The organism is Pseudoalteromonas sp. BZK2, assembly GCF_014349195.1.
Classification (GTDB): Bacteria; Pseudomonadota; Gammaproteobacteria; order Enterobacterales; family Alteromonadaceae; genus Pseudoalteromonas; species Pseudoalteromonas simplex.
Genome location: NZ_JACSOG010000018.1, coordinates 62,548 through 84,483 on the forward strand (window position 1 = coordinate 62,548; position 21,936 = coordinate 84,483).

Consider the following 21,936-nt stretch of genomic DNA (forward strand, 5'->3'; position numbering starts at 1 on the left):
CCCTGTCTAAAAAATTATAACAATTATTCAAAACGTCACGGTTTTGCCGTGTGTTTTTTAAGACAAAGGTAAATCAATATGTTTCGTCAGTTATCAATTGCTGTAGCAATCAGTGCTGTGCTGTGCCCAGTACAAACTGTGTATGCTCAAAACGACCAACAATCAGAAAAAATTGAACGAGTAGAAGTAACAGGATCACGAATTAAAGGGGTTGATTTAGAAGGAACCATCCCGCTTACAGTGCTTGACCAAGATGCAATCAAGCGCTCAGGAGCGAACACTATTCATGAATTATTAAAAGATTTATCGGTTTTTAAAGGCGGTTCCGGTACCTTTTCAACATCTGAAAGTGGTGGTACATCAACCTCAACGCCAGCGGGTCAATCCGCTGCAAGCTTAAGAGGTATGGGTCCCTCAGCCACATTAACACTCATTAATGGCCGCCGTGTTGCACCAAGCTCGTTCGCAGCAGGCACTGAGAACTTTGTCGATGTAAACTCAATTCCGCTTGCTGCAATCGAGCGCATTGATATTTTAGCCACTGGCGCATCAGCAATTTATGGTGCTGATGCGGTAGCCGGTGTTATTAACTATATTCTTAAAGATGACTATCAAGGAGCTGAAGTAAACACTTCTTACACCAATAGTTTTGACAGTCATGATGAAGCTAAGAAGCAACTTAACTTAGTCTACGGAACCAATATCGGTGAAAGTAACTTAACGGTATTTGCTGATATTTACGACCGCAATGCCTTTAAAGCGACCGACAGAAGTTATACCGCAACACCTAATCTAGTGAATGGTTACTCATATTTACCGAAACTTGAGAACTCACCAAACATTTATTATTACAGCAGCCGAGATAGCAATGAACTACCAGCGCCAAACTGTAAAACAGAGCTTGTCACGACTGAGCATGGTGAGCAAATTTGTGCTTACTATGCAAACCAAGATGATTACCTAGAAACCCCATTTGAAAGCCTTTCAACTGGCTTTATGTTTAACAGCACCTTAGGTGATTTAGATTGGCATACCGATTTCTTCTATAGCCAAACTAAATCAAAAGCCTATTCATCACCTGCACCAATCAATCAAATAAACGACGATGATGGTCCGTTTATCATAGAAGATGCGCTATTCATTTATGATAACGCTGATGGCAGTAACGACTTAATGGACCAGCTTTATATTGATCCATTTACCACTCAAGCGGGTCGAGATGTGTATGGCTTTGCATTTGATGCACGTTTTAATTCACCACGAACTGTTGAAGTTGAAACTAAAAACTTTCGCTTAGTCAGTAGCCTAGCCGGTTACATTGGTGACTGGAGTTGGGAGTCAGGTGTAACATTTTCTCGTTCTAAGTCAGAGCAAGAAGCGATTGATGGTATTTACAACCGCTACCAATTTCATGCTGCAATCACTGGTGAATTATGCTCCGACGGTTCATTAGCTACATTTGATGGAACTCAGCTCAATTGTTCGCAAGGTCAGTTAATGCCATTCTACAACCCTTTTTTACAGGGTGATGCTAATAATGATGCGGTGCTTGAGCTTGCAAAAGCAAACCCTAGTAGAAGTGGTGAAAGTACAGTTTACGGATGGGATTTAAACTTTAATGGCGACTTATTTACATTTAATGAGTTACCCATTTATGCTGCATTTGGTATTGAGGCTCGCCGAGAAGAGTTAAAAGATATTCCGTCTTTAGACTCTCAAGCGCGTGCTGAAAATGGTTATTTAGTTGATGTTTTTGGTTTTGGCTCGAGCTTATCAGAAGCAGACCGTACGCAATACGCTGCATTTGTAGAGTTGAATATGCCAGTTACTGAGCAGCTAGAATTGCAAGTTGCTGGTCGTTATGATCATTACGATGACTTTGGTGGAACATTTAACCCTAAAGTGGGGTTAAGCTACCGCCCTTCAGATTCTCTAATTATTAGGAGCTCTTGGTCAACGTCGTTTAGAGCACCTTCATTAACTCAAGCTGGCGTAAAATTACGTACCACACAATCAAGCTTTGATTGCGGCGCAAATCAGGCAGTTGCAGACTTATACTGTATGGGTGATGGTACAGAAGTCAGTGTTAACAGCCTAGAACTTGGGAATCAAGCACTCAAAGCCGAGGAATCTGAAGCGCTCAGCATTGGCTTTGCATGGAGTCCATCTGTAAATACCAACCTAACTGTCGATTATTGGCATTTTGATCATGAACAAGTCATCGATACCAATATGACTGCCGTGCTTGATAGAGCAATCACGGATGCTTCACTGCGTCACTGTGGCTTAGTACCACAAGGACAACAAGGTATTTCCTACGAGCAGCAGCTGTGTGAAGTAACCGATAATGCAGGCCTTAATATCGAAAGTGATGGCGCTAATCTTTCAGAGATCCTAGCAAACTATATAAGTGAGTTTAATCCGCGCGAAGATGAGCTATTCCTGCCACTTTTTAGAGATCATGTTATTCCACTGGAAAATACCGGCACACAAACCTTAGCGGGAATTGACTTTAAGTTCGATCATCGTTTTCTTTTTGCAAAAGGTAATTTAACACTCGCTTTTGATGGTACACACTATTTAGAGTTTGAGCGAAACAAACCCGGTTCAGATACAATCGAAAAGCTAATCGGCACTTATCGCTACCCTGAAAATGTTGGCAGATTCTCTATCGATTGGGATGCCGAGAGTTATTATTTAAACCTAGGCGCCAATTATACCAGTAGCTATGAGGATGATATTGAAGGGCTGCGTGGCCGTGAAATACATGAGCTAACAGAACTTGGCGAGCTTAATGATGAGTTAAAGCGTGATGTTGATGACTGGCTAGTATGGGATTTATCAGCCGGATATTTTATCAATGATGCTTTATCAATCCGTGCTCGTATCGATAATATCTTCAATAAAGAACCGCCTAAACTATATGGTTCAAGTCGAGGTTTTGATTCTATAAACCATAATGCTTATGGCAGTCGCTATACGTTAAGTTTGAGCTACCGCTTTTAGCGAGGTATGGGCGGCTTAATAGTCGCCCTCACTTTTGAGCTTACGTTATCTTAAACTAACGACTCTCAGTATTAATCTTCCTTAGCAAGGGCTATAATACCTTGCTTATCTTATAAACGTCGAATGACATTTAAGTGACTTTATGAAAAACAAACAGTTTGCGATGCCAGATGCGAGCATCATTTTGTTGTGCGTCGCAGTTATCGCCTATTTTGCCAGCCTATTTATAACCCCCGGTGTGTTTAATGCCGAAAAAGATAGCCATAGCGTTGAATTATCACAATATCAAACAGCCTCAGATCATACCCCGCCAGCATTTTTTGCAGAAGGTGGTGAAATTGGCCTCGCTAATGTCTTATTTGAAGGGTTAGTGTCAGGTGATAAGTATGGCGCAGCGATTGGTGTAATGGCGTTTATTTTAATCACTGGCGGTGCGTTTGGGATTATCTTAAAAACCGGTGCGATAAATAACGGCATAATGGCACTGATCAACAAAACACAACATATTGAGTGGGTATTCATTCCTCTCTTGTTCGTGCTTTTCTCTTTAGGCGGTGCAGTTTTCGGCATGGGTGAAGAAGCCATCGCCTTTTGTATTGTGTTATTCCCGATTATGAAACAACTTGGCTATGACGCAAAAGTAACGGTATTAACAACCTATGTTGCTACACAAATTGGCTTTGCCACCTCATGGATGAACCCGTTTAGCATTGCCATAGCTCAGTCTATAGCTGAAATTCCCGTTTTTTCTGGCGCAGGGTTCAGAATGGTTGCTTGGCTTGTTTTTACTTCATTTGGCCTTGTATTCACTATTCGCTATGCCAACTCTATCAGAGCCACTAAACAACAATCTAACCAACACCAAGACAGTGCAATAAATTTAGATAACGCAGATAAACTAATCTTACTTACTTTTATTGCTGGCATTGTTTGGGTTATTTGGGGCGTGATGGCTAGGCAGTATTATATTCCTGAATTAGCAGCGCAATTCTTTTGCCTAGGGATTGCTTGTGCTGTAATCGCCAGCCTATTTAAAAAACAAACTGCCAATGAAAGCGCAAACGCATTTAAAGAAGGTGCTCAAGAGCTCCTACCTGCAGCGCTTTTAGTTGCTCTGGCAAAAGGCGTTATTTTAATACTTGGCGGTAGTGACTTAACCTCGCCTTCAACTCTAAATACCTTGCTGTACTACAGTGCCACCAGCATTTCAGTTGTACCCGACTATATTGCGGCTTGGGGCATGCTATTATTTCAAAGTGTATTTAACTTCTTTGTTTCGTCAGGCTCTGGACAAGCTGCCATAACGATGCCGCTAATGTCACCGCTCGGTGATTTATTAAATATCTCACGTCAAATTGTGGTGTTAGCATTTCAGTTGGGTGATGGTTTAACCAATATTTTTATTCCGACTTCTGCTAGTCTCATTGGCTGTTTAGGTATTGTTAAATTAGATTGGAGTGAATGGGCACGTTTTATTTGGCGCTTCACTTTAGCTTTGTTTGGCCTTGCTAGCTGCTTTATTTTTCTCGCACACTTTATTAACTATCAGTAAAAGATTTAATTATGTTAACACTTATAAAAGGCGCAGACGTTTTCGCCCCCTCACCTTTAGGCACTCAAGATGTTCTTATTGCTGGCGGAAAAATAGTTGATATACAGCCTGAAATCACCATCGATACTTATCAGAGGATTACCACAGTCGATGGCACTCATTGTATTTTAGCCCCAGGGTTTGTAGATTCACTCGTTCATATAACTGGCGGAGGCGGCGAAGCTGGCTTTGCAAGCAGAACACCAGAAATGAACCTGACTGATGCAACATTGCATGGCACAACAACCGTTATTGCAGCCCTTGGCACTGACTCAAGTAGCCGAACTCATAGTAACCTGATTGCTAAAGCAAAAGAGCTGAAAGAGCTTGGGCTCAACGTGTTTTGTCATTCGGGCTCATATCATTTACCTGCGAAAACACTGACTGGCTCAGTCACCAGCGATTTAATGTACATTGATGAGTTTATTGGTGTGGGTGAAGTTGCTATATCTGATCATCGTAGTAGCCAACCCACGGTACAACAGCTGGCAGAGCTTGCCGCAGAGGCAAAAGTGGCAGGCATGTTAAGTGGTAAAAAAGGCACAGTCAGCATTCATGTTGGCCCTGTTGATACACATTTATCGTTATTACATGAGGTTGATAAGCTAACCGATATTTCACTGGCACAATTTTACCCAACTCACATGAATCGAAATATCGACTTACTTAATGCTGGGGTAGAGTTTTGTAAAGCCGGTGGCACTATCGATTTTACAACAAGTACAACCGAGTATGACCTTGCTCATGGTGAATACTCTGCCGCACACGCACTCGCTTATTGCCTAGAGAATAAGGTCGACCCAACAAAGCTCACTATGAGCTCTGATGGCCATGCAAGTCTCCCTATTTTTGACAAAAGCTATAATCTGCTTGGCCTTGAAGTCGGTAAAGAGTCTACATTGCATGGTTCGTTTGTAGAAGCAGTGCAAAAATATAATGTTTCGATTGAACACGCTTTAATGGCGATTACATCAAACCCTGCACAGATACTGGGTATCAATAAAGGTGTCATTAAACAAAATGCAGATGCCGATCTTGTGCTACTTAATAAAACAACGCTTGCGCCAACAGAATGCTGGTCAAAGGGTGTTCATATGGTAAGCAAAGGTAACGCCCTTGTGAAAGGCGCCTTTGAGTAAGGCCGCATCGGCGGCCTAAACAGTATCCGAAATGCGAGTAACGAGTAGTTGCTCGACTTTCACTCCTTCAACATCGACAACTTCAAACTTATAGCCACCAAAATTGATAAACTCAGCGCGTTTAGGCAGGCGTTTCATGGTGTAGATCAAAAACCCTGCGACTGTTTCGTAATGAGATTGCTCAGGGAACTCTTCAATTTCAAGTACCTTAGCAAGCTCAACCACAGGTGTTAAACCATCGACCAGCCAAGATGAATTATCACGTTGAATAATTAACTCTTCGCCTTGATGGCTAATTAAATCCCCCATAAAGCCTTTCATTAAATCTTTGACAGTGACAATACCTACCATGAGTGCATACTCGTTAACCACAACGGCAAATGGTTCAGCCGCTTTTTTGAATGTGTTTAAAGCTTCAGACAAACTCAATGTTTCTGGAAGATAAAAAATATCTTGGCTTATCAATTCATTATCAATTTCGGCGCTTTGCCCTTTAAGCACTTTGCGCAAAATATCTTTTGATTCAACTGAACCTATTAATTTATCTAAATTACCATCACAGACTAAAAAGTGGTTATGTGGATGTTCGATAATTTTGGTCGCCACTTCTTGAGCATCAGCTTTAACATCAAAATAGACAATTTGATCACGAGGAGTCATTACACTCGATAAAAAACGCGCTTCTAAATCGAATACATTGCCAATTAACTCATATTCTTGTTGCTGTAAGCTACCGTACTCTGCCCCTGCATCCATCATCGCCACAATGTCTTCTGTCGTAACAATGTCTTCTCGTTCAGCGGGTACTTTAAACGCGCGCAAAATCAGGTTGGTAATTCCATTAAAGAAAACGACAAAGGGTGTTAACGCAAAAGTTACCCAGCGCATTATAGAAACCACATTAACTGCAACGGCTTCCGGCATAATCATCGCTAACCGTTTAGGTAATAAGTCAGCAAATAGAATAAACAAAGAGGTAATACTCAAAAACGAAATCAAAAAGCTGATTTGGCTTAGTAAAGGTCCTTGGTAAATCATACCTAAGATTTGTTCGATATAAGGCGATAATGCTTGCTCACCAACAATACCACCCAAAATGGCAATTGCATTTAGGGCAATTTGTATCATGGCAAAGAAAGCACCAGGTTGCTCTTGCAACGCCAGCACCGCTTGGGCTTTAGAACTCCCCTCGTCCACCATTACTCGTAATTTAATCTTGCGTGATGCTGCTATTGCAATTTCGCTCATAGCAAACAACGCACTGATCAGAATTAAAATAATAATAATGAGTAAGTCACTCATTGTAACTCCTAACATTTAAACGCATTCAGGGTGTTGAATGCAAACAACTTTTTGCTCGTTTTGCTAGCTAGAGTTTGGCGAGAATGGACAAAAAGCAGCTGATTATAGCCGCTTTATTACAATCAACAAGTGCTATTTTTAATCGTAATCAGCAAAGGCTTTACTTAACTTCTCAAGCCATGCAGTGTTCATATTTTTATTACAAGCAAAATATAAGTCAGGATTAACAACAGGAATACTAAACACTGGTTTTAGTGAGTTGAGTGTAGAGTCTTTTTGTAATTCAAAATTAAATTGTTGATCACTTAAAACGACTAAATCTATGCTCGTTCGACGACTTTTTAACACATCATAAATATTGTCAAAACTATCAAGTAATATCAGCTGATTTGTTTCATCAAAGCCATGTTCTTTTAAGAAAATATGAGAGTAATTATCTTTTAGCACCGCAATACGGTATTGCTTAGCTTGTTGTAAATGACTAATTGAAATTTGCTGAAAATTAAACGAATAAAATGAAGCAGAGAAACGTCCAAGTTTTGACAACCAGATAAAATCACGCTCCCTAGCAGGTAATCTAGCTATTGAGAATATACATGTATTTTCATCTCTAAGAGCCGCATTGTAAGAAACAGACCAAGGGTTCACAGAAATTTCATAGTTGATGTTACTTTGCTTGAGCGATGTTAGTACTTTATCAACTACAGTCCCCACTAACTCACCATTCTCATCTTGATACTGTAACTGCGGTAAATTTTCAGTGACCACTGTAATTGCAGAGAATACAGGTAAAGACACTAGTAAACAAAGTAAGATAAAGAGCTTATGCATAATCGCTATACCGGAAATTATAATTATTTTTTATACAAATATAGCGCGAGGTGATGAAATTTGAAATGTAAAACAGAAATAAACAATTAGCGGAAACTAAGTTTCCGCTAATCTTGCAAAATGAATTACTTATTCATTGCACCAATCAAAAATGCAGAGATTTTAGCACCTTCTCTGAGTGTCGTTTCAGAACTTGTTTGGCCGATTAGTGAGCTGTCGGTGAATGGCGCGATTTCCATCATATCAGCACCTGTAATTGGGAACTCGTCAGCCAATGCAACAAGAATGTCTAATGCATGCTGAGGTGTTAAGCCACCGGCTTCTGGTGTTCCTGTCGCTGAAGCAAAGCTTTCATCAAGCGCATCAATATCAAAGCTCACATAAAGCTCATCAACATTATCTGCTTTAAGTTGTGCAATCACTTCGTCAACAACTGCTTTAGCGCCACGTTCGATTATTTCGTGTGCCCAATGTTGTTTAACACCAAACGTGTCTTCCCAATGTTGCTTAGGCTTACCACTAGAGCGGATGCCAAATTGAATTAGGTTACGTGGCGCTGGTAAGTACTCAAGAATATGTGTACACCAAGAACCAAAGCATAAATCAATACCAAGACGCTCTACTAATAAATCTGTATGAGCATCAAAGTGAATGATTGCAGTGCGTTTGCCAGCATCACGTTTTGCTTTTAAGTAAGCTTTAGTTAGCGGGTAGCTAATTGAGTGATCGCCACCAATACCAAAAATACCCTTATCAGGGTAGTTCGCATAAAAGCCGTCACAGACATCTTCAGTGATAGACAAAGGTGATACATGGTATTCACTGTTTTCATCAGCATATAACGCTTTTTGGCAGTTTGTGATGGTCGCATCGTTAAGGTATTTATCATGCAGTAAATGTGGGATCACACGCACATCACCTAAATCAAAAGCGCGTGCTTGCGGTTGTTGATCAATCAAGGTAGAGCGTAAAAAAAGAGGTCCCCAGTTAGCACCACGTAATATACCACCGCCGCAGTCAGAGCTAATACCTAAAATAACGGCTTTGTGCTCAGACTCTGCCAATGTTTCAAGTGACTCTTTCCAAAGCACATCAACATTGTCTGTTTGACCGTATAATTTAGTACGCAGCGCATCTTTACGCTCTTTTGCTGTATTTACTGTAAATACACCATCGCCAGGAGGACAAAGACACTGACTTAGTTTTTCGTGGAATGCTTTTTGTGTGTTACTCATCTCTACTCCGCTGATCATTGTCTGCATATTCATGCGTAAACAAAAAAGTTACGCAATCAGTTTTGTGTATAGTTAAGATTTTTAAGACTCAACAATCACTTGCTCAACCGAATCTATAACTCACTGATATTGAAAGGTTATATTTTTAATGCAGATGAATTTAAACTGCTCTAGTCAAATAAGAGCGCTGTATTTTGGCAGGTATAACATGCGCGAAAAGAAAGTCAAATTTTGCGGCAACCGAGTCGATTGCCGCTATAGATTTATATTCAAACGAAGTGAATACTCATTATTCGTAGCCTCTTGGCTTCTTGGTTTTGATAACAGCAATGTATGCATGCCAACTGGCGTAGCTTAATAAAGGCATAATCACAATAAACCCAGCAGTGCCTGTAATAAAACCAACAAACACTAAACAGAGTATTATCCCAGCCCAAACAACCATGGCAGCAAAATTGGTTTTAACCGCATTCATTGAAGAAATTACCGCAGTCATGATATCAACTCGGCGTTCCATCATAATTTGCGGGGTAAACGCTGAGATAGCAAATACAGTGACCAGTAAGATACCACCGACAATACTACCGAGCGTTAAAAACGCAGATAACTGCTCAAAACTCGGGTTAACAACATTCGGATATAGGGCGTGGATGAGCGCAGCTAAACGCATCCAAACAATCATAATCACCATTAATAACACAGCAAAGCCCCATTCACCTGCTGGGTTTCTAAACATAGATTTAAGGCTATGCATTAGAGTAGGTTTATGGCCTTTTTCAAGCTCCCACGCTACATCATAAAGGCCAGCAGCAAAGGCAGGGCCTATTAATGCAAAGCCAACCACAGCAGGCAAAATAACTAAGTGCGTATCAAACTGATATACAAAATACATAATTGTCGCTGGTATCAAGGTAAATACTAATCCGTAGACAAGGCTCAGTATTGGCGCATTAGCGATGTCCTTAAATGCAAGTGCTAACCAATGAAACGGTGCAGATGCAGATATTTGAGAGCTCTCTAAACAACGAGCAAATTCGTGATTTTTGTTCATAGAAGATGATGCTGGCATAATGTATCCTCATTAAAGGTGACATCTTTAGGTTTAGGTTAACTGTGCAATTCTTGCAACATTGTTAAGTTAATCGGACATCTGTCCTGTACTTTAAACACATATGATTAAAGTATTACGCTTTAGACAAAAATAAGGTTTAATAATGGAAAAGGTATTTCACTTAGGGATCACACGTGACGACTTAAAAGGGGCAACTCTTGCTATCGTACCTGGCGATCCTGACCGCTCAGCACGCATTTCTACGCTTCTTGATAACCCTGAATGCTTAGCGAAGACTCGTGAATTTCATGTTTACCGTGGTGAGCTAAACGGCCACAGCATTGTCGTTTGTTCAACCGGTATTGGCGGCCCATCTACTTCAATTGCTGTTGAAGAGCTTGCCCAACTTGGTATTGATACCTTTTTGCGAATTGGCACGACCGGTGCTATTCAGCCGCACATCAATGAAGGCGACATTTTAATTAGCCAAGCATCTGTTCGATTAGATGGCGCAAGCCAGCATTTTGCACCACTAAGCTACCCTGCTGTGTCTGACTTTTTTGCTACACAAGCAATGGTCAATGCATGTGATAAATTAGGAATTAATTTCCACATTGGTATTACTGCATCAAGTGACACATTCTACCCAGGTCAAGAGCGTTACGATACTTATTCAGGTTATGTTCCGCGCTCATTCCAAGGCAGCTGTGAAGAGTGGCAAAAACTAGGTGTGATGAACTACGAGATGGAATCAGCAACACTATTTACTATGTGTGCTGCCCTTGGCTTACGCGCAGCATGTGTTGCAGGTGTTTTAGTAAATCGTACTAAACAAGAGATTCCGAATGTTGACCACGGCGAGATTGAGAAAAAATCAGTCGCCGTCGTCATTGAAGCTGCAAAACTATTGCTTAATTAAGCGTTACTTAATTTCGCAATATAGTGCTCAAATGCTGGTGGGTTTGCAAAGCTTGCCAGCACAGATTTAGCCACCTCATATTGATTTTCTGCCCCTTGTGTTTCTAACAAGGTTATCGACTTAACTGTTTTATCATCAAAGCTTAAACCCGCAAGATAAAACTGACTCAATGCACTTTGTAATGGCGAAAGGCTTGGACTATAGGCAGCATTTTCGGCATAGCTTCCGTAAAAATCCCCTTCGGTAAATGTACTTAATTTAACAGCACTAAAATTACCTGTGTATGGCACATATGCATTGAGTGCCAATGCAACAAGTTTAGGGTCATCAATCGTAAGATCAGTAAATTGTTTATCACTTTGCTTATGCGAGAATAAACACGCTTCATTACCTAAATCTTTTGGTCCAAATGAATAAGGGAGTAACTCATGCAAATTAAAATCACGCTCTGGTAATAAAATTTCCAATGAATCTGCGGTACTCAATTCATTCATAAATTGGCGGCAGTAACCACAGGGTGCATCACTGATTGCGATCCTTTGCACTGCTTGCGCACCATTAAGCCACGCATTATTAATCGCTGATTGCTCAGCATGAACGACTAAACTTAATGCTTGATGAGAAAACTCAACATTCGCACCAAAATAGAAATTTGTTTCGCCTTGCTTGTTTAATCCTACTGCAATCGCGCCCACATAAAACTTTGAAATTGGTGCCACAGAAAACAAACTTGCGACGGGTACACAGGCTTTTAGTAACTCAAGTTGGCTAACTTGAAACTGCTGACAAAGAGAAGAAATATCTGTTTGAGATAAGATGCCACGTTGCTGTTTAAGCTGGGCAAAAAGAGAATTTTTTTGTTGATCATTGAAGCTAAACGGCTCTGAATTTTGAGCTAGTTTGCTTGCATCTATCCTAGTTGCTGTCATAACAAATTATAATTATTAATTGGCTAAACAGTTTAAAAGGTTACGTAATGAATTGCTAGGTTTTGGCGGTAAACATCAAGGTAAATCGCACAATAAAAGCTAAAAATTAGCGGTATTTGTAAGCCCAGATATACACAACAAAATAGCGATGACTAGCTCGACCAATTATTGACGAACCAGCCAATTTTTTGCTTTGTTAAAACATTCAAAGTTTTCAGCTTGTAAGTTATAGCGCTTTGCTTTTTGCATAAATAAGTCGTGCATAAAACCATCAAAACTTACGACAATTGCCACAACAGCTTCTTTCAAAGAGTTTGCCACTGCCGGCATAATTGTGAATAAATCAGCAGGTGCGAAATTGTGCGTCAACTCAGACACGTCAACGAGTATTTTATCTGACCCATATAATACTGAGTATTGTTGGGCGATTTGGTAAAAGTTAATCACATCCTGTGCGCTTGCCGTCCCTCTTAACGTCATCATAACTAACGACGTAGATGCATCATAGGTAATGCAAGTAGACACGTTTGACATAAAAATACTCTTAAACTGCGTGAGTGGTTAGGGGTTAACTCTAGCTCTCAGAGTTGAAAGCCAGCATATTTTATTTATAACCCTAACCTAGTCAATAGCTAGCAATTAAATAGGTATGACCAGCATTAAATATAAGAATTTATAACTAGAAAAATACATTTTTGGCGTTACCTTAAATTAACCTTTAATGCTTTTTTTAAACATGCACGAGAATTCTGCCTTTAATTTAAGCCTTTTCAGATGCCCTTAAAATGAATGAAAACTTACAATGAACATCATCTTAAAGCAGTAGTGTAAACACGTATTATCTGTTGATACATGTTTCAAGGATAGGGAAAAATCATGAGATTCATGGTTCAAATTATCGCAGGCATGTTATTGTCAATTCCTTTGCAAGCAACTGCAATTACAGCAATAGAATTTGAAAAAATCCGCAGCCAAGTTAAAAACACTTACGCAAACTCAAGACAACTAGGTTTAGAAGAAGTGAGTAAGATACTAGCTAATACTGAGTTGAATCTTGAACAGAAGATCATTATGACCAACTATAAAGCGTGGTTTTTATCTGGTAATAATAAACTAGATGAAGCGATGACGACGCTTGTAGAGTTCGAGAATATGGTTGCCAAATCGAAAGATAAGAGCTTGATGTATGGCTACTTTAATATTTCGGGAAATATCTATTCTCATTTAGGGTTATATCAAGAAGCACTTAATCAATACAAATTAGCCCTCCCTTTTGCAAAGATGAGACATAATAACCTTGTAATGCAAACTGAAAACAACATCGCTGTTATCTACTTAAAATTACACTTCTATAATAATGCGGCAGACATATTTAAAAGATTTAAACAATATAGTAAAACAAACAAAGACACCTTTAATGAATCAATTACGACCAATCATCAGGCAATAGCTTTGCTCGGTTTAAAAGAATATGAGCAAGCATTAGAGCTACTTACTGACATATATGACTTTCAAAAAGACAACAACTTTGTTTTGCATCAGGTAGTTAACCTAACCACTCAGGGAAAAATTTATAACTCTCAAGCACAATTTAAAAAAGCAGAAACAATATTGAAAAAAGCACTCAATTTACTAAATGAGGATAATCTTAAAAGCGATAAACTTGCTGTAGTATTAGAACTTGCAAAAACATATGAAGCCCAAAGCAAACCTGCTCAGGCTCTAGCACAAATTCAGTCAATTGATTTAAAAAATAAAAAAATCTCTGACTATGAATTATTGCTAGCTACACAAGAACTATCGGCCTCTTTGCATTTACAACAAAAAAACTACCATGCAGCAATTGATGCATACAAACAGCTCTATGAAACTAAAGAAAAAATTCTGAGAAGACAAACCAGTACTAATCTTGCCAAAGCGTTGGCAGAATTAGATATAACGACTAAAGAAGCAGAAATTGAACTTTTAACTAAATCAAATCAAGTTCAGGCTTCAAACAATAAAGCAAATAAAGTGATCTTTATGGCGATTGCTTTTACGTTATGCTCAATTTTAATCGTATTAACGTTGATGACAGTGAGGACGAAGCAACAAAAGAATGTTCTATCTAAAACATTAACAAAACTTCATAACACACAAGCACAACTTATTGAAATCGAAAAAATAGCATCGTTAACCGCATTAGTATCAGGTATGGCGCATCAATTAAATACGCCCATTGGCACCATTGTAACTGCCAGCTCTTTAATTGATGATCAACTAACACTTATTTGCCAAAAGTTTAAATCTCAAGAGCTGTCTAGCAAGCACCTTCATAGCTTTTTAAACGATACAAACGATGCAAAAGATTTAATACAGGCTAGCATCGCTCGACTTGCCAGTATTGTCGAAGAATTTAAGGCACTCAATGTGTCTATTGATTTAGATAAACCGCTAGTCCAGTTTAACCTAACAGAAGAAATATCACGCAGAGTTCTGCCTTTCTCAAGTTATTTAGGAAAGTGTATTAAATTCGATATTCAGGGTGATAATGTTGTAATAACTTCTTACCCTGCAATTATTGGTGACATATTAAAAACCTTAATCATTAATTCCTGCGAACATGGTTTTGCAATAAAGCTACACGGTTTAATTGAGATCGAGATTAGAGCTTTTCCTAAGCATGTCGAAATTATTTATCAAGACAACGGGGTCGGTATTAAGGAAGCTATCTTGCATGATATCTTTACTCCTTTCTATACCACTAATATGGGCGATAAACACCTAGGACTTGGGTTAAATGTTGTTTTTAATGCAGTTAAATTTAATTTGAAAGGAGAAATATGCGCCGAGCCTTATGAACACGGCGCACGATTTGTTATTAGCCTACCAATCGATGCTCGATTGGTTGATGATACTAGCTATTAACCGGTATTACGCATACCTGCAGCAATACCTGTCATAGTGATCATCAAGGCATTATCAATATCGCCTTCAGAGCCCTCGTCAGCTTCGCGTGAACGACGCAGTAACTCAACTTGTAATAAGTTAAGTGGATCTGTGTACGGGTTGCGAAGCGCGATTGACTCTTTGATCCAAGGTTGGTCTGCAAGCAGGCTCTTTTGTGGGCTAAGCGATTGCACAAGCTCAATAGCCTCACTCAACTCCTGACGAAGTTTTACGCCTAATGGCTTATATTGCTCAGTTACTAATGCATCATCGTAATGCGCACTTAACCATGAATCGGCTTTACTAAATACCATTTCTAGCATCTCTAAACGAGCACGGAAGAATGGCCATTTTAAGCTCATTTCGTGAAGTGTCTCGATGCCATACTTATCTAAAGCAGCTTTAAGGCCTGTTAATGCACCTAACCAAGCTGGCAGCATTAAACGGTTTTGGCTCCATGCAAAGATCCATGGAATAGCACGAAGACTTTCTACCCCACCGTTCGGGTTGCGCTTCGCAGGGCGAGAACCAAGTGGTAATTTAGATAGCTCTTGCTCTGGCGTTGCCATTCTAAAGTAAGGAACAAAATTTTCATCATGGCGCACAACCTGGCGGTAATGCTCACACGAATCAGCACTGATCAGTTCCATAACATCACGCCATTCGCTCTTCGGCTCTGGCGGCGGTAGCAAGTTACTCTCGAGTACAGCACCAGCATAAATATTTAAGCTTTGCAGGGCAACAGCAGGCAAACCAAACTTAAAGCGGATCATTTCACCTTGCTCTGTTACTCGCAAGCCACCTTTTAATGAACCTGGAGGCTGTGAACGTAGTGCTTGCGCAGCTGGCGCGCCACCACGACCAACCGTACCACCACGGCCGTGGAATAAAATAAGTTCAATACCGCGATTTTCGGCTAATTGAACAAGTTTATCCATAGCTTCATATTGTGCCCAACCAGCAGCCATCATACCTGCATCTTTTGCTGAGTCTGAGTAGCCAATCATGACATTTTGTTGGTTTTGAATATGACCACGGTACCAAGTGTTATCAAGTAAACATTCGATAACCTCTTTACCATTATTTAAGTCATCTAACGTTTCAAATAATGGCGCAACCGGTAAGTTAAACTTACAACCACTTTCTTTAAGCAGTAACTGTACTGCCAGCACATCAGATGCAGTGCGTGCCATCGAAATAATATACAAACCAAATGTTTGAGCATCTTGCGCTGCAATTACATCAAATGTATCTAGCACCTCTTGTACTTCTGGGCTTGGTTGCCAATGCTTTGGAATAAGCGGACGTCGAGAGTTTAGCTCAGCAAGTAAGAACGCTTGTTTGTCTTCTTCTTGCCATTGATGGTAATCACCTAACCCTAAATAACGTGTTAGTTCAGAGAAAACATCACCATGACGCGATGAATCCTGACGGACATCGAGTTTAGCAAGACGCAGACCAAAGCTGTTAATACGGCGTAGTACATCAAGCAACAAGCCATCGGCAACTACTTTCATGTTGGTCTTAATAAGCGAGCGATAGCACACTTCGATTGGATGTTTAATTTGCGCGATATCAGTAATTAAATCTTCAGAATCTGTGCGCTTTTTCTTAATTTTTGCGCCCAAATGCGTCACCGTTTCAGCAATTTGATTCTTTAATTTTTTAAGTACCGCACGGTAAGGTTCAAAGTCTTGACCTGCAAGCTCAATAAGCTCATCGCTTGCATCCGACATTGATAGCTCATTGCTTAGCGTTTCGATATCACGGGAATACAAATCGAGTGCCATCCAGCGGCCATGATCAAGTACTTGCTGTGTGACTTCAGCGGTGACGAACGGGTTACCATCACGGTCACCGCCCATCCAAGAAGTAAATTCTATTGGGCTGAAATCAATAGGCAGCTCAAGATCAAGCTCTGATTTTACGTCTTCGCCAAACTCCCGTAAGAAACGTGGTACGGCATGCCATAAGCTATTTTCAATAACCGCAAAACCCCATTTAGCTTCGTCAATTGGCGTTGGGCGTGAGCGACGAATGTCGTCGGTATGCCACGCTTGGCTGATAAGTTGGGCAATACGATTTAATAAATCTGCACGTTCACTAGGTAGGTTATCTTTACGCTCTAAAGAGGCAAGACAATCACTTAATTCAACGTGTTTATTAATCATTGTACGGCGTGTCACCTCAGTTGGGTGAGCCGTCAGTACTAAATTGATGTGGAGTTTTGAGAGTGTTTGTGCCAAGTGATTAGGATCAACTTGACCTTGCTTTGATGCTGTTGCTAACGCTTTTAATGTTTGAGTGAGAGGGTTTAGTTGGCAAAAACCAACATCATTAAAGCGCGATACGGTATGAAATTGTTCAGCAACATTAGCAAGATTCAAAAAATGATTAAATGAGCGTGCAACCGGTAATAGTTCTTCATCTGTGAGAGCGTGTAGTACTTCGATAAGCGCCTGTCTGTCGGCTTCGTTACCACTACGTGACGATTTAGATAAAGCGCGAATCTCTTCTACCTTATCTAAAATGGCTTGTCCTTGTGCATCTTTAATGGTTTGACCCAGCATTTGTCCAAGCATACTAACATTACCGCGAAGTGCAGCGTATTGTTCACTCATTCTCATACTCCTTTCTTTAACTAAGTTGAAAGTACTTACTGCACAGTATTTAGCCAAGCACGAGCGCAGCTAAATACTGATCCCTTTTATTAATATCATTGTCAGCGTTAATTTAATAGATCGAATTTTCTAACATACTCGTAAAAAAGAATAACCAATCTATAAACATAAAAGTGTAATAAATACGCAGCTTAGTCAGCTACAAAGCGTTAAAGCTAGCTCAATTGGTAAAATGGACTTACCAATTTAAAAGGTAAAATCCCCGTAAATTAAGGCATCCTTTATGTTTGCATGGTCAAATCTTTACCCGCCTTTTTTTATATGTTTGTAGGGTTAGCTCAAGACAAACAGAGCTACTATCATTTTATTAGTTGGTGATAGTTTGAGCGAAATTTTTTCAAATATTTTTATAACAGGTCAAAAATGCAACTCTATATTTTGTGTGGTGCACGCAGTGAAATTGCAAATGCCTATTTCACTACTCTTCATAAACAAATCAACACGGGTCATATCGTCACCATCAGTCGAGATGAATTTAAGGCAAGTTTCAATGAGTCATCAAGCAATGAGATAAGTCACCAGCATTTTATTACTGATTATTCAGAGCAAAACTTAAGTGGCATTGCTAAAGAACTTGCCGGTGGCCACTATGATTTAGCCCAGTTGATGATATTTAACGGCCTATTGCATGATCCAAATAATGCGCCTGAACGTAAACTTGAGCAAATATCTGAGCAGCACTTTATAAATAGCATGACAACTAATGCTCTACTGCCAATTCGCTGTGTGACTTTATTCTCAATACTTTTAAAGCCACAAGCTTCAACTGTGGTGTGTGCTCTTAGTGCACGTGTTGGTAGCATTAGTGATAACAAGTTAGGCGGTTGGTATAGCTATCGGGCATCGAAGGCGGCATTAAATATGTTATTTAAATCTGCAGCGATTGAACTTAGCAGACGCTATAAAAAGTGCCACTGCGTGTTATTTCACCCAGGTACCACTGATACGCCTTTATCAAAACCCTTTCAGGCAAATGTACCCAAAGGAAAGTTATTTACCCCTGAGTTTGTAGCCGAGCAGCTGTATTCATTGATAAGTGATGCTGACTATTTACAACAATCACAAAACCCTGCCTACTTTGACTGGCAAGGAAAACCCATAGACTGGTAACAGGAAATTTATGCATTTTACAAAACAAGCCATTGCTGATTTAGAAAACCGCTACCGCGCTCATTTAATTAATAGTTTGTCGGGGTTTAAAAGTGCCAACTTAATCGGCACTCAAGATAGCAACGGCCAAACCAATTTGGCGATTGTCAGTTCAGTATTTCATCTTGGCGCACATCCCCCTTTAGTGGGTATGATAATTAGGCCCCATTCAGTGCCTCGCCATACCCTAGAAAACTTATTAGCCACTAAGCAGTACACGATTAACCACGTGAACAAAGACATTTATAACAAAGCACATCAAACATCGGCACGCTACGACAAAGACGAGTCTGAATTTGATGCAACAGGGCTCAGTACTGAATACCTAAATGACTTTACAGCACCTTTTGTTAAAGAAAGTAAGCTTAAATATGCGCTTGAGCTGAAAGAACACCATCACCTTGCCATCAATGGCACTGAGCTGATCATAGGTGAAATAACCGATATTTACTTAGATGAGGCTTGCTTGCAAGAAGATGGCTTTGTCGATATTGAAGCGATTGACACAGTCGCAGTGAGCGGGCTTGATAGTTACCATGTAACTGAACGATTAGCCCGCTTAGCGTATGCTAAAAAGTAACCTTTAATTTAGCACTAAATTATAAATGGCTTAGGCGCATGGGTTAACACCTCAAAACCAGATTCGGTGATAACTATGTCATCTTCTAAGCGCACACCACCATAGCCTGGTATATAAATGCCGGGCTCAATGGTGATCACATTACCAACTTCAAGGTTGGAGTCTGTCAGAGTGTTGATGAATGGCACTTCATGTAAAAACAGCCCTAAACCATGGCCAAGCCCTTTACCGGCGTATTCGCCAAAGCCCGCCTCAGTAATCACCTTGTTTGATATAGCATTTAAATCTAAACAGTTAATACCCGGTTTAACCATTTCAAGTGCCGCATTTTGTGCATCGAGTACGGTATTATAAATACGGGTTTGTTTTTCTGATGCTTCTCCAATAATGTAACTACGGGTCATATCAGAGCGATAGCCATTTACAACTGCACCAAAATCAAGGGTTACAAAGTCACCTTTCTTTAAAACCTGATCTGACGGGTTACCATGCGGCAAGGCTGAGCGCTCTGCAAACAGCATGATGGTGGCAAACGACATTCCTTCTGAACCAAGCTTTTGCATTCTAAATTCAAGCTCTAAGGCAAGGTCTCGCTCAGTTACACCCGGTTTAAAATAAGGTAACGTTTGTGCTAATGCTTCATCAGCGATGGCCGCAGCAGCTTTGATTTGTGCAACTTCCCAGTTGTCTTTAACACGTCTAAGTTTTTCAATTAAACCGTTTACCGCTGTTAATGTGTGGCCGCTTAGCTCATCTGCCACACCTTGCCAAATTGCTACCGTGACATAGCTTGCATCAAATGCGACATGGCTGTTTGGATTAAGATGCCTGTTTATACAATGGCCAAGGGTTTCGTTGTCTCTGTCTCGACAAACAACCTCAAACCCTGTTGTTTCTGCAACTGCACGTTGGTGGTATCGGTAATCAGTGATCAACACACACGCATCTTGAGTAATTAATGCATAAGCAGCATTACCGCTAAAACCACTTAAGTAACGAATATTTTCATGACCAAGTACTAACATGGCGTTGTAACCTTGTTGCTCTAGCAAGGCTTTAAATTCAGCTTGTCTTTTTAAGTAATTAACTTGCATTGTCGCTCCTTATTTTTTGCGCATGCTAACAGTTATGTCAATAAATACGAATATTATGCGATTAGTCGCAGTGAGTTTGCATCAACTGTTTACTCAAGCCACAATGCAGAAAAAACCAAGGAGTACACAATGACAACATATGGTATTGGCACACAAACGCCAGAGCAGGCGCTTGACTCTTTGTCAGATATGACAACAGATTTAACCCCTATTCAAAATGACGAATTTCATGCGCGTATCGCAAAAGCACAAGCGTATATGCAAGCAAACAATATTGATGCAATTTATTTAAATGCAGGCACTAACCTAGCCTATTTTACAGGGATGCGTTGGTACGCAAGTGAGCGTTTAGTTGGCGCTATTTTACCTGCAAAAGGTGATGTGCAATACATAGCGCCGTTTTTTGAAATCGGCAGCTTAAACGATTTTATGGTGATTGATGGCCCAATTCGTGGTTGGCAAGAACACGAAAAGCCTTATCAACTATGTGTAGATGTTCTTACAGAAATGGGCATTAGCAAAACAGGCACCCTTGGTATTGATGAAAGCGCACAGTTTTTCATCTACGACGGCATTAATAAAGCTAACGGCAATTACAACATTGTTAACGCACAGTGCGTGACAGCTCACTGCCGCATGCATAAATCAGCAAGCGAACTTGCCTTAATGCAACGTGCTATGGACATGACTTTAGAAGTACATAAAGCAACGGCAAGTATGCTTTATGAAGGTATCACCACAACTGAGGTTGAAGCCTTTATTAAAAAAGCGCACCAAAAAGTCGGTGCGCCGGGTAACTATTTTTGTATTGTGTTATTTGGTGTTGCGTCGTCTTTCCCGCATGGCGTTAAAAACCCGCAAACCCTTAAAAAAGGTGATGTGGTACTGATTGATACTGGCTGTAAAGTACATGATTACCTCTCTGACATTACCCGTACTTATGTATTTGGTGAAGCAACCGATCGCCAACGTACGTTTTGGCAACACGAGAAAAATGCCCAACTTGCTGCTTTTGCTGCCGCAAAAAATGGTGAGCCATGTTGCAAAGTAGACGATGCTGCAAGGAAGTATCTTGCCGAAAATGGCATGGGGCCAGAATATCAAACACCAGGCTGCCCACACAGAACCGGCCATGGTATTGGTTTAGATATTCATGAATGGCCATACCTCGTGGGTGGTAACCCTACCCCACTCGCAACAGGTATGTGTTTTAGTAATGAACCTATGATTGTCGTACCTGATGAGTTTGGTATTCGCTTAGAAGATCACTTTTATATGACAGACGAAGGTCCGCGTTGGTTTACCGAGCCTGCTCATAGCATTGATGACCCATTTGGGTTAGCTAAATAAAATTCAAATAAACTTTATAAGGCCAGTTTTCTGGCCTTTTTTGTATCTGAATTATTACAATCATTAACAGTGTGGACATTTTAGAGACAACCTATCCGCTTTTATCATGTTATGATTTCAAGAATTTAACCTAACATAATTACGGAGAATA

The 21,936-nt window shown here is 40.1% G+C and carries 16 protein-coding genes; 8 read left to right on the forward strand and 8 right to left on the reverse strand.

The window, feature by feature from the left end; genetic code table 11:
• Positions 1-78 precede the first annotated feature (78 nt).
• From BIZ38_RS12600 to iadA, 3 genes are all read left to right on the forward strand, one after another.
• Positions 79-3,006 (forward strand): TonB-dependent receptor domain-containing protein, encoded by a 2,928-nt coding sequence (locus BIZ38_RS12600; protein WP_187490402.1) that lies wholly within the window; start codon positions 79-81, stop codon positions 3,004-3,006.
• 142 nt (positions 3,007-3,148) lie between these two features.
• The gene (yfcC, locus tag BIZ38_RS12605) at positions 3,149-4,558 is read left to right on the forward strand and encodes a putative basic amino acid antiporter YfcC (RefSeq protein ID WP_187490403.1); all 1,410 of its coding nucleotides are present in this window, start codon (positions 3,149-3,151) and stop codon (positions 4,556-4,558) included.
• A gap of 11 nt (positions 4,559-4,569) precedes the next feature.
• Positions 4,570-5,736, forward strand: a complete 1,167-nt coding sequence (iadA, locus tag BIZ38_RS12610) for a beta-aspartyl-peptidase (protein WP_187490404.1) — start codon at positions 4,570-4,572, stop codon at positions 5,734-5,736.
• Positions 5,737-5,751: 15 nt separating this feature from the next.
• On the opposite strand, the gene BIZ38_RS12615 is transcribed toward iadA, so the two are convergent.
• From BIZ38_RS12615 to BIZ38_RS12630, 4 genes are all read right to left on the reverse strand, one after another.
• Positions 5,752-7,038, reverse strand: a complete 1,287-nt coding sequence (locus BIZ38_RS12615) for a hemolysin family protein (protein ID WP_054552168.1) — start codon at positions 7,036-7,038, stop codon at positions 5,752-5,754.
• Positions 7,039-7,176: 138 nt separating this feature from the next.
• Entirely contained in the window at positions 7,177-7,869 is a 693-nt protein-coding gene (locus BIZ38_RS12620) for a substrate-binding periplasmic protein (protein WP_166340939.1), read from the reverse strand.
• A 125-nt stretch (positions 7,870-7,994) separates the two neighbouring features.
• Positions 7,995-9,104, reverse strand: coding sequence for an arginase family protein (locus BIZ38_RS12625; RefSeq protein WP_187490405.1), 1,110 nt, complete (start codon positions 9,102-9,104; stop codon positions 7,995-7,997).
• 289 nt (positions 9,105-9,393) lie between these two features.
• Positions 9,394-10,173, reverse strand: coding sequence for a DUF2189 domain-containing protein (locus BIZ38_RS12630; RefSeq protein ID WP_054552165.1), 780 nt, complete (start codon positions 10,171-10,173; stop codon positions 9,394-9,396).
• Positions 10,174-10,318: 145 nt separating this feature from the next.
• Between BIZ38_RS12630 and udp the strand changes: the two genes are divergently transcribed.
• Entirely contained in the window at positions 10,319-11,074 is a 756-nt protein-coding gene (gene udp, locus BIZ38_RS12635; protein ID WP_187490406.1) for a uridine phosphorylase, read from the forward strand.
• On the opposite strand, the gene cdd is transcribed toward udp, so the two are convergent.
• Together cdd and BIZ38_RS12645 are read right to left on the reverse strand one after the other, a co-directional pair.
• Positions 11,071-12,003 carry a cytidine deaminase gene (gene cdd / locus BIZ38_RS12640; protein ID WP_187490407.1) on the reverse strand — a complete coding sequence of 311 codons (933 nt, stop codon included), beginning with the start codon at positions 12,001-12,003 and terminating at the stop codon, positions 11,071-11,073. The genes udp and cdd overlap by 4 nt on opposite strands.
• A 165-nt stretch (positions 12,004-12,168) precedes the next feature.
• Complete coding sequence (locus tag BIZ38_RS12645; RefSeq protein WP_054552162.1) at positions 12,169-12,537, reverse strand: hypothetical protein; 369 nt, start codon at positions 12,535-12,537, stop codon at positions 12,169-12,171.
• 342 nt (positions 12,538-12,879) lie between these two features.
• Here BIZ38_RS12645 and BIZ38_RS12650 point away from each other — a divergent pair, with 342 nt between their 5' ends.
• A complete protein-coding gene (locus BIZ38_RS12650) occupies positions 12,880-14,910 on the forward strand; it encodes an ATP-binding protein (RefSeq protein WP_187490408.1) in 2,031 nt (676 codons plus the stop codon).
• Here the strand turns inward: BIZ38_RS12650 and ppc are convergent.
• Positions 14,907-17,552: a phosphoenolpyruvate carboxylase gene (gene ppc, locus BIZ38_RS12655; protein ID WP_187490409.1), complete on the reverse strand. Its 2,646-nt coding sequence runs from the start codon at positions 17,550-17,552 to the stop codon at positions 14,907-14,909. The genes BIZ38_RS12650 and ppc overlap by 4 nt on opposite strands.
• A 423-nt stretch (positions 17,553-17,975) precedes the next feature.
• Between ppc and BIZ38_RS12660 the strand changes: the two genes are divergently transcribed.
• Together BIZ38_RS12660 and BIZ38_RS12665 are read left to right on the forward strand one after the other, a co-directional pair.
• Entirely contained in the window at positions 17,976-18,722 is a 747-nt protein-coding gene (locus BIZ38_RS12660; RefSeq protein ID WP_187490410.1) for an SDR family NAD(P)-dependent oxidoreductase, read from the forward strand.
• Between the two features lie 10 nt (positions 18,723-18,732).
• On the forward strand, positions 18,733-19,341 hold the full coding sequence (locus BIZ38_RS12665) for a flavin reductase family protein (RefSeq protein WP_187490411.1): 609 nt from the start codon (positions 18,733-18,735) through the stop codon (positions 19,339-19,341).
• 14 nt (positions 19,342-19,355) lie between these two features.
• Here BIZ38_RS12665 and BIZ38_RS12670 read toward each other — a convergent pair whose 3' ends face one another.
• Entirely contained in the window at positions 19,356-20,435 is a 1,080-nt protein-coding gene (locus BIZ38_RS12670) for a M24 family metallopeptidase (protein WP_187490412.1), read from the reverse strand.
• A gap of 129 nt (positions 20,436-20,564) precedes the next feature.
• On the opposite strand from BIZ38_RS12670, the gene BIZ38_RS12675 reads away from it, so the two are divergent.
• The gene (locus BIZ38_RS12675; RefSeq protein ID WP_187490413.1) at positions 20,565-21,785 is read left to right on the forward strand and encodes a M24 family metallopeptidase; all 1,221 of its coding nucleotides are present in this window, start codon (positions 20,565-20,567) and stop codon (positions 21,783-21,785) included.
• Positions 21,786-21,936: the final 151 nt, after the last annotated feature.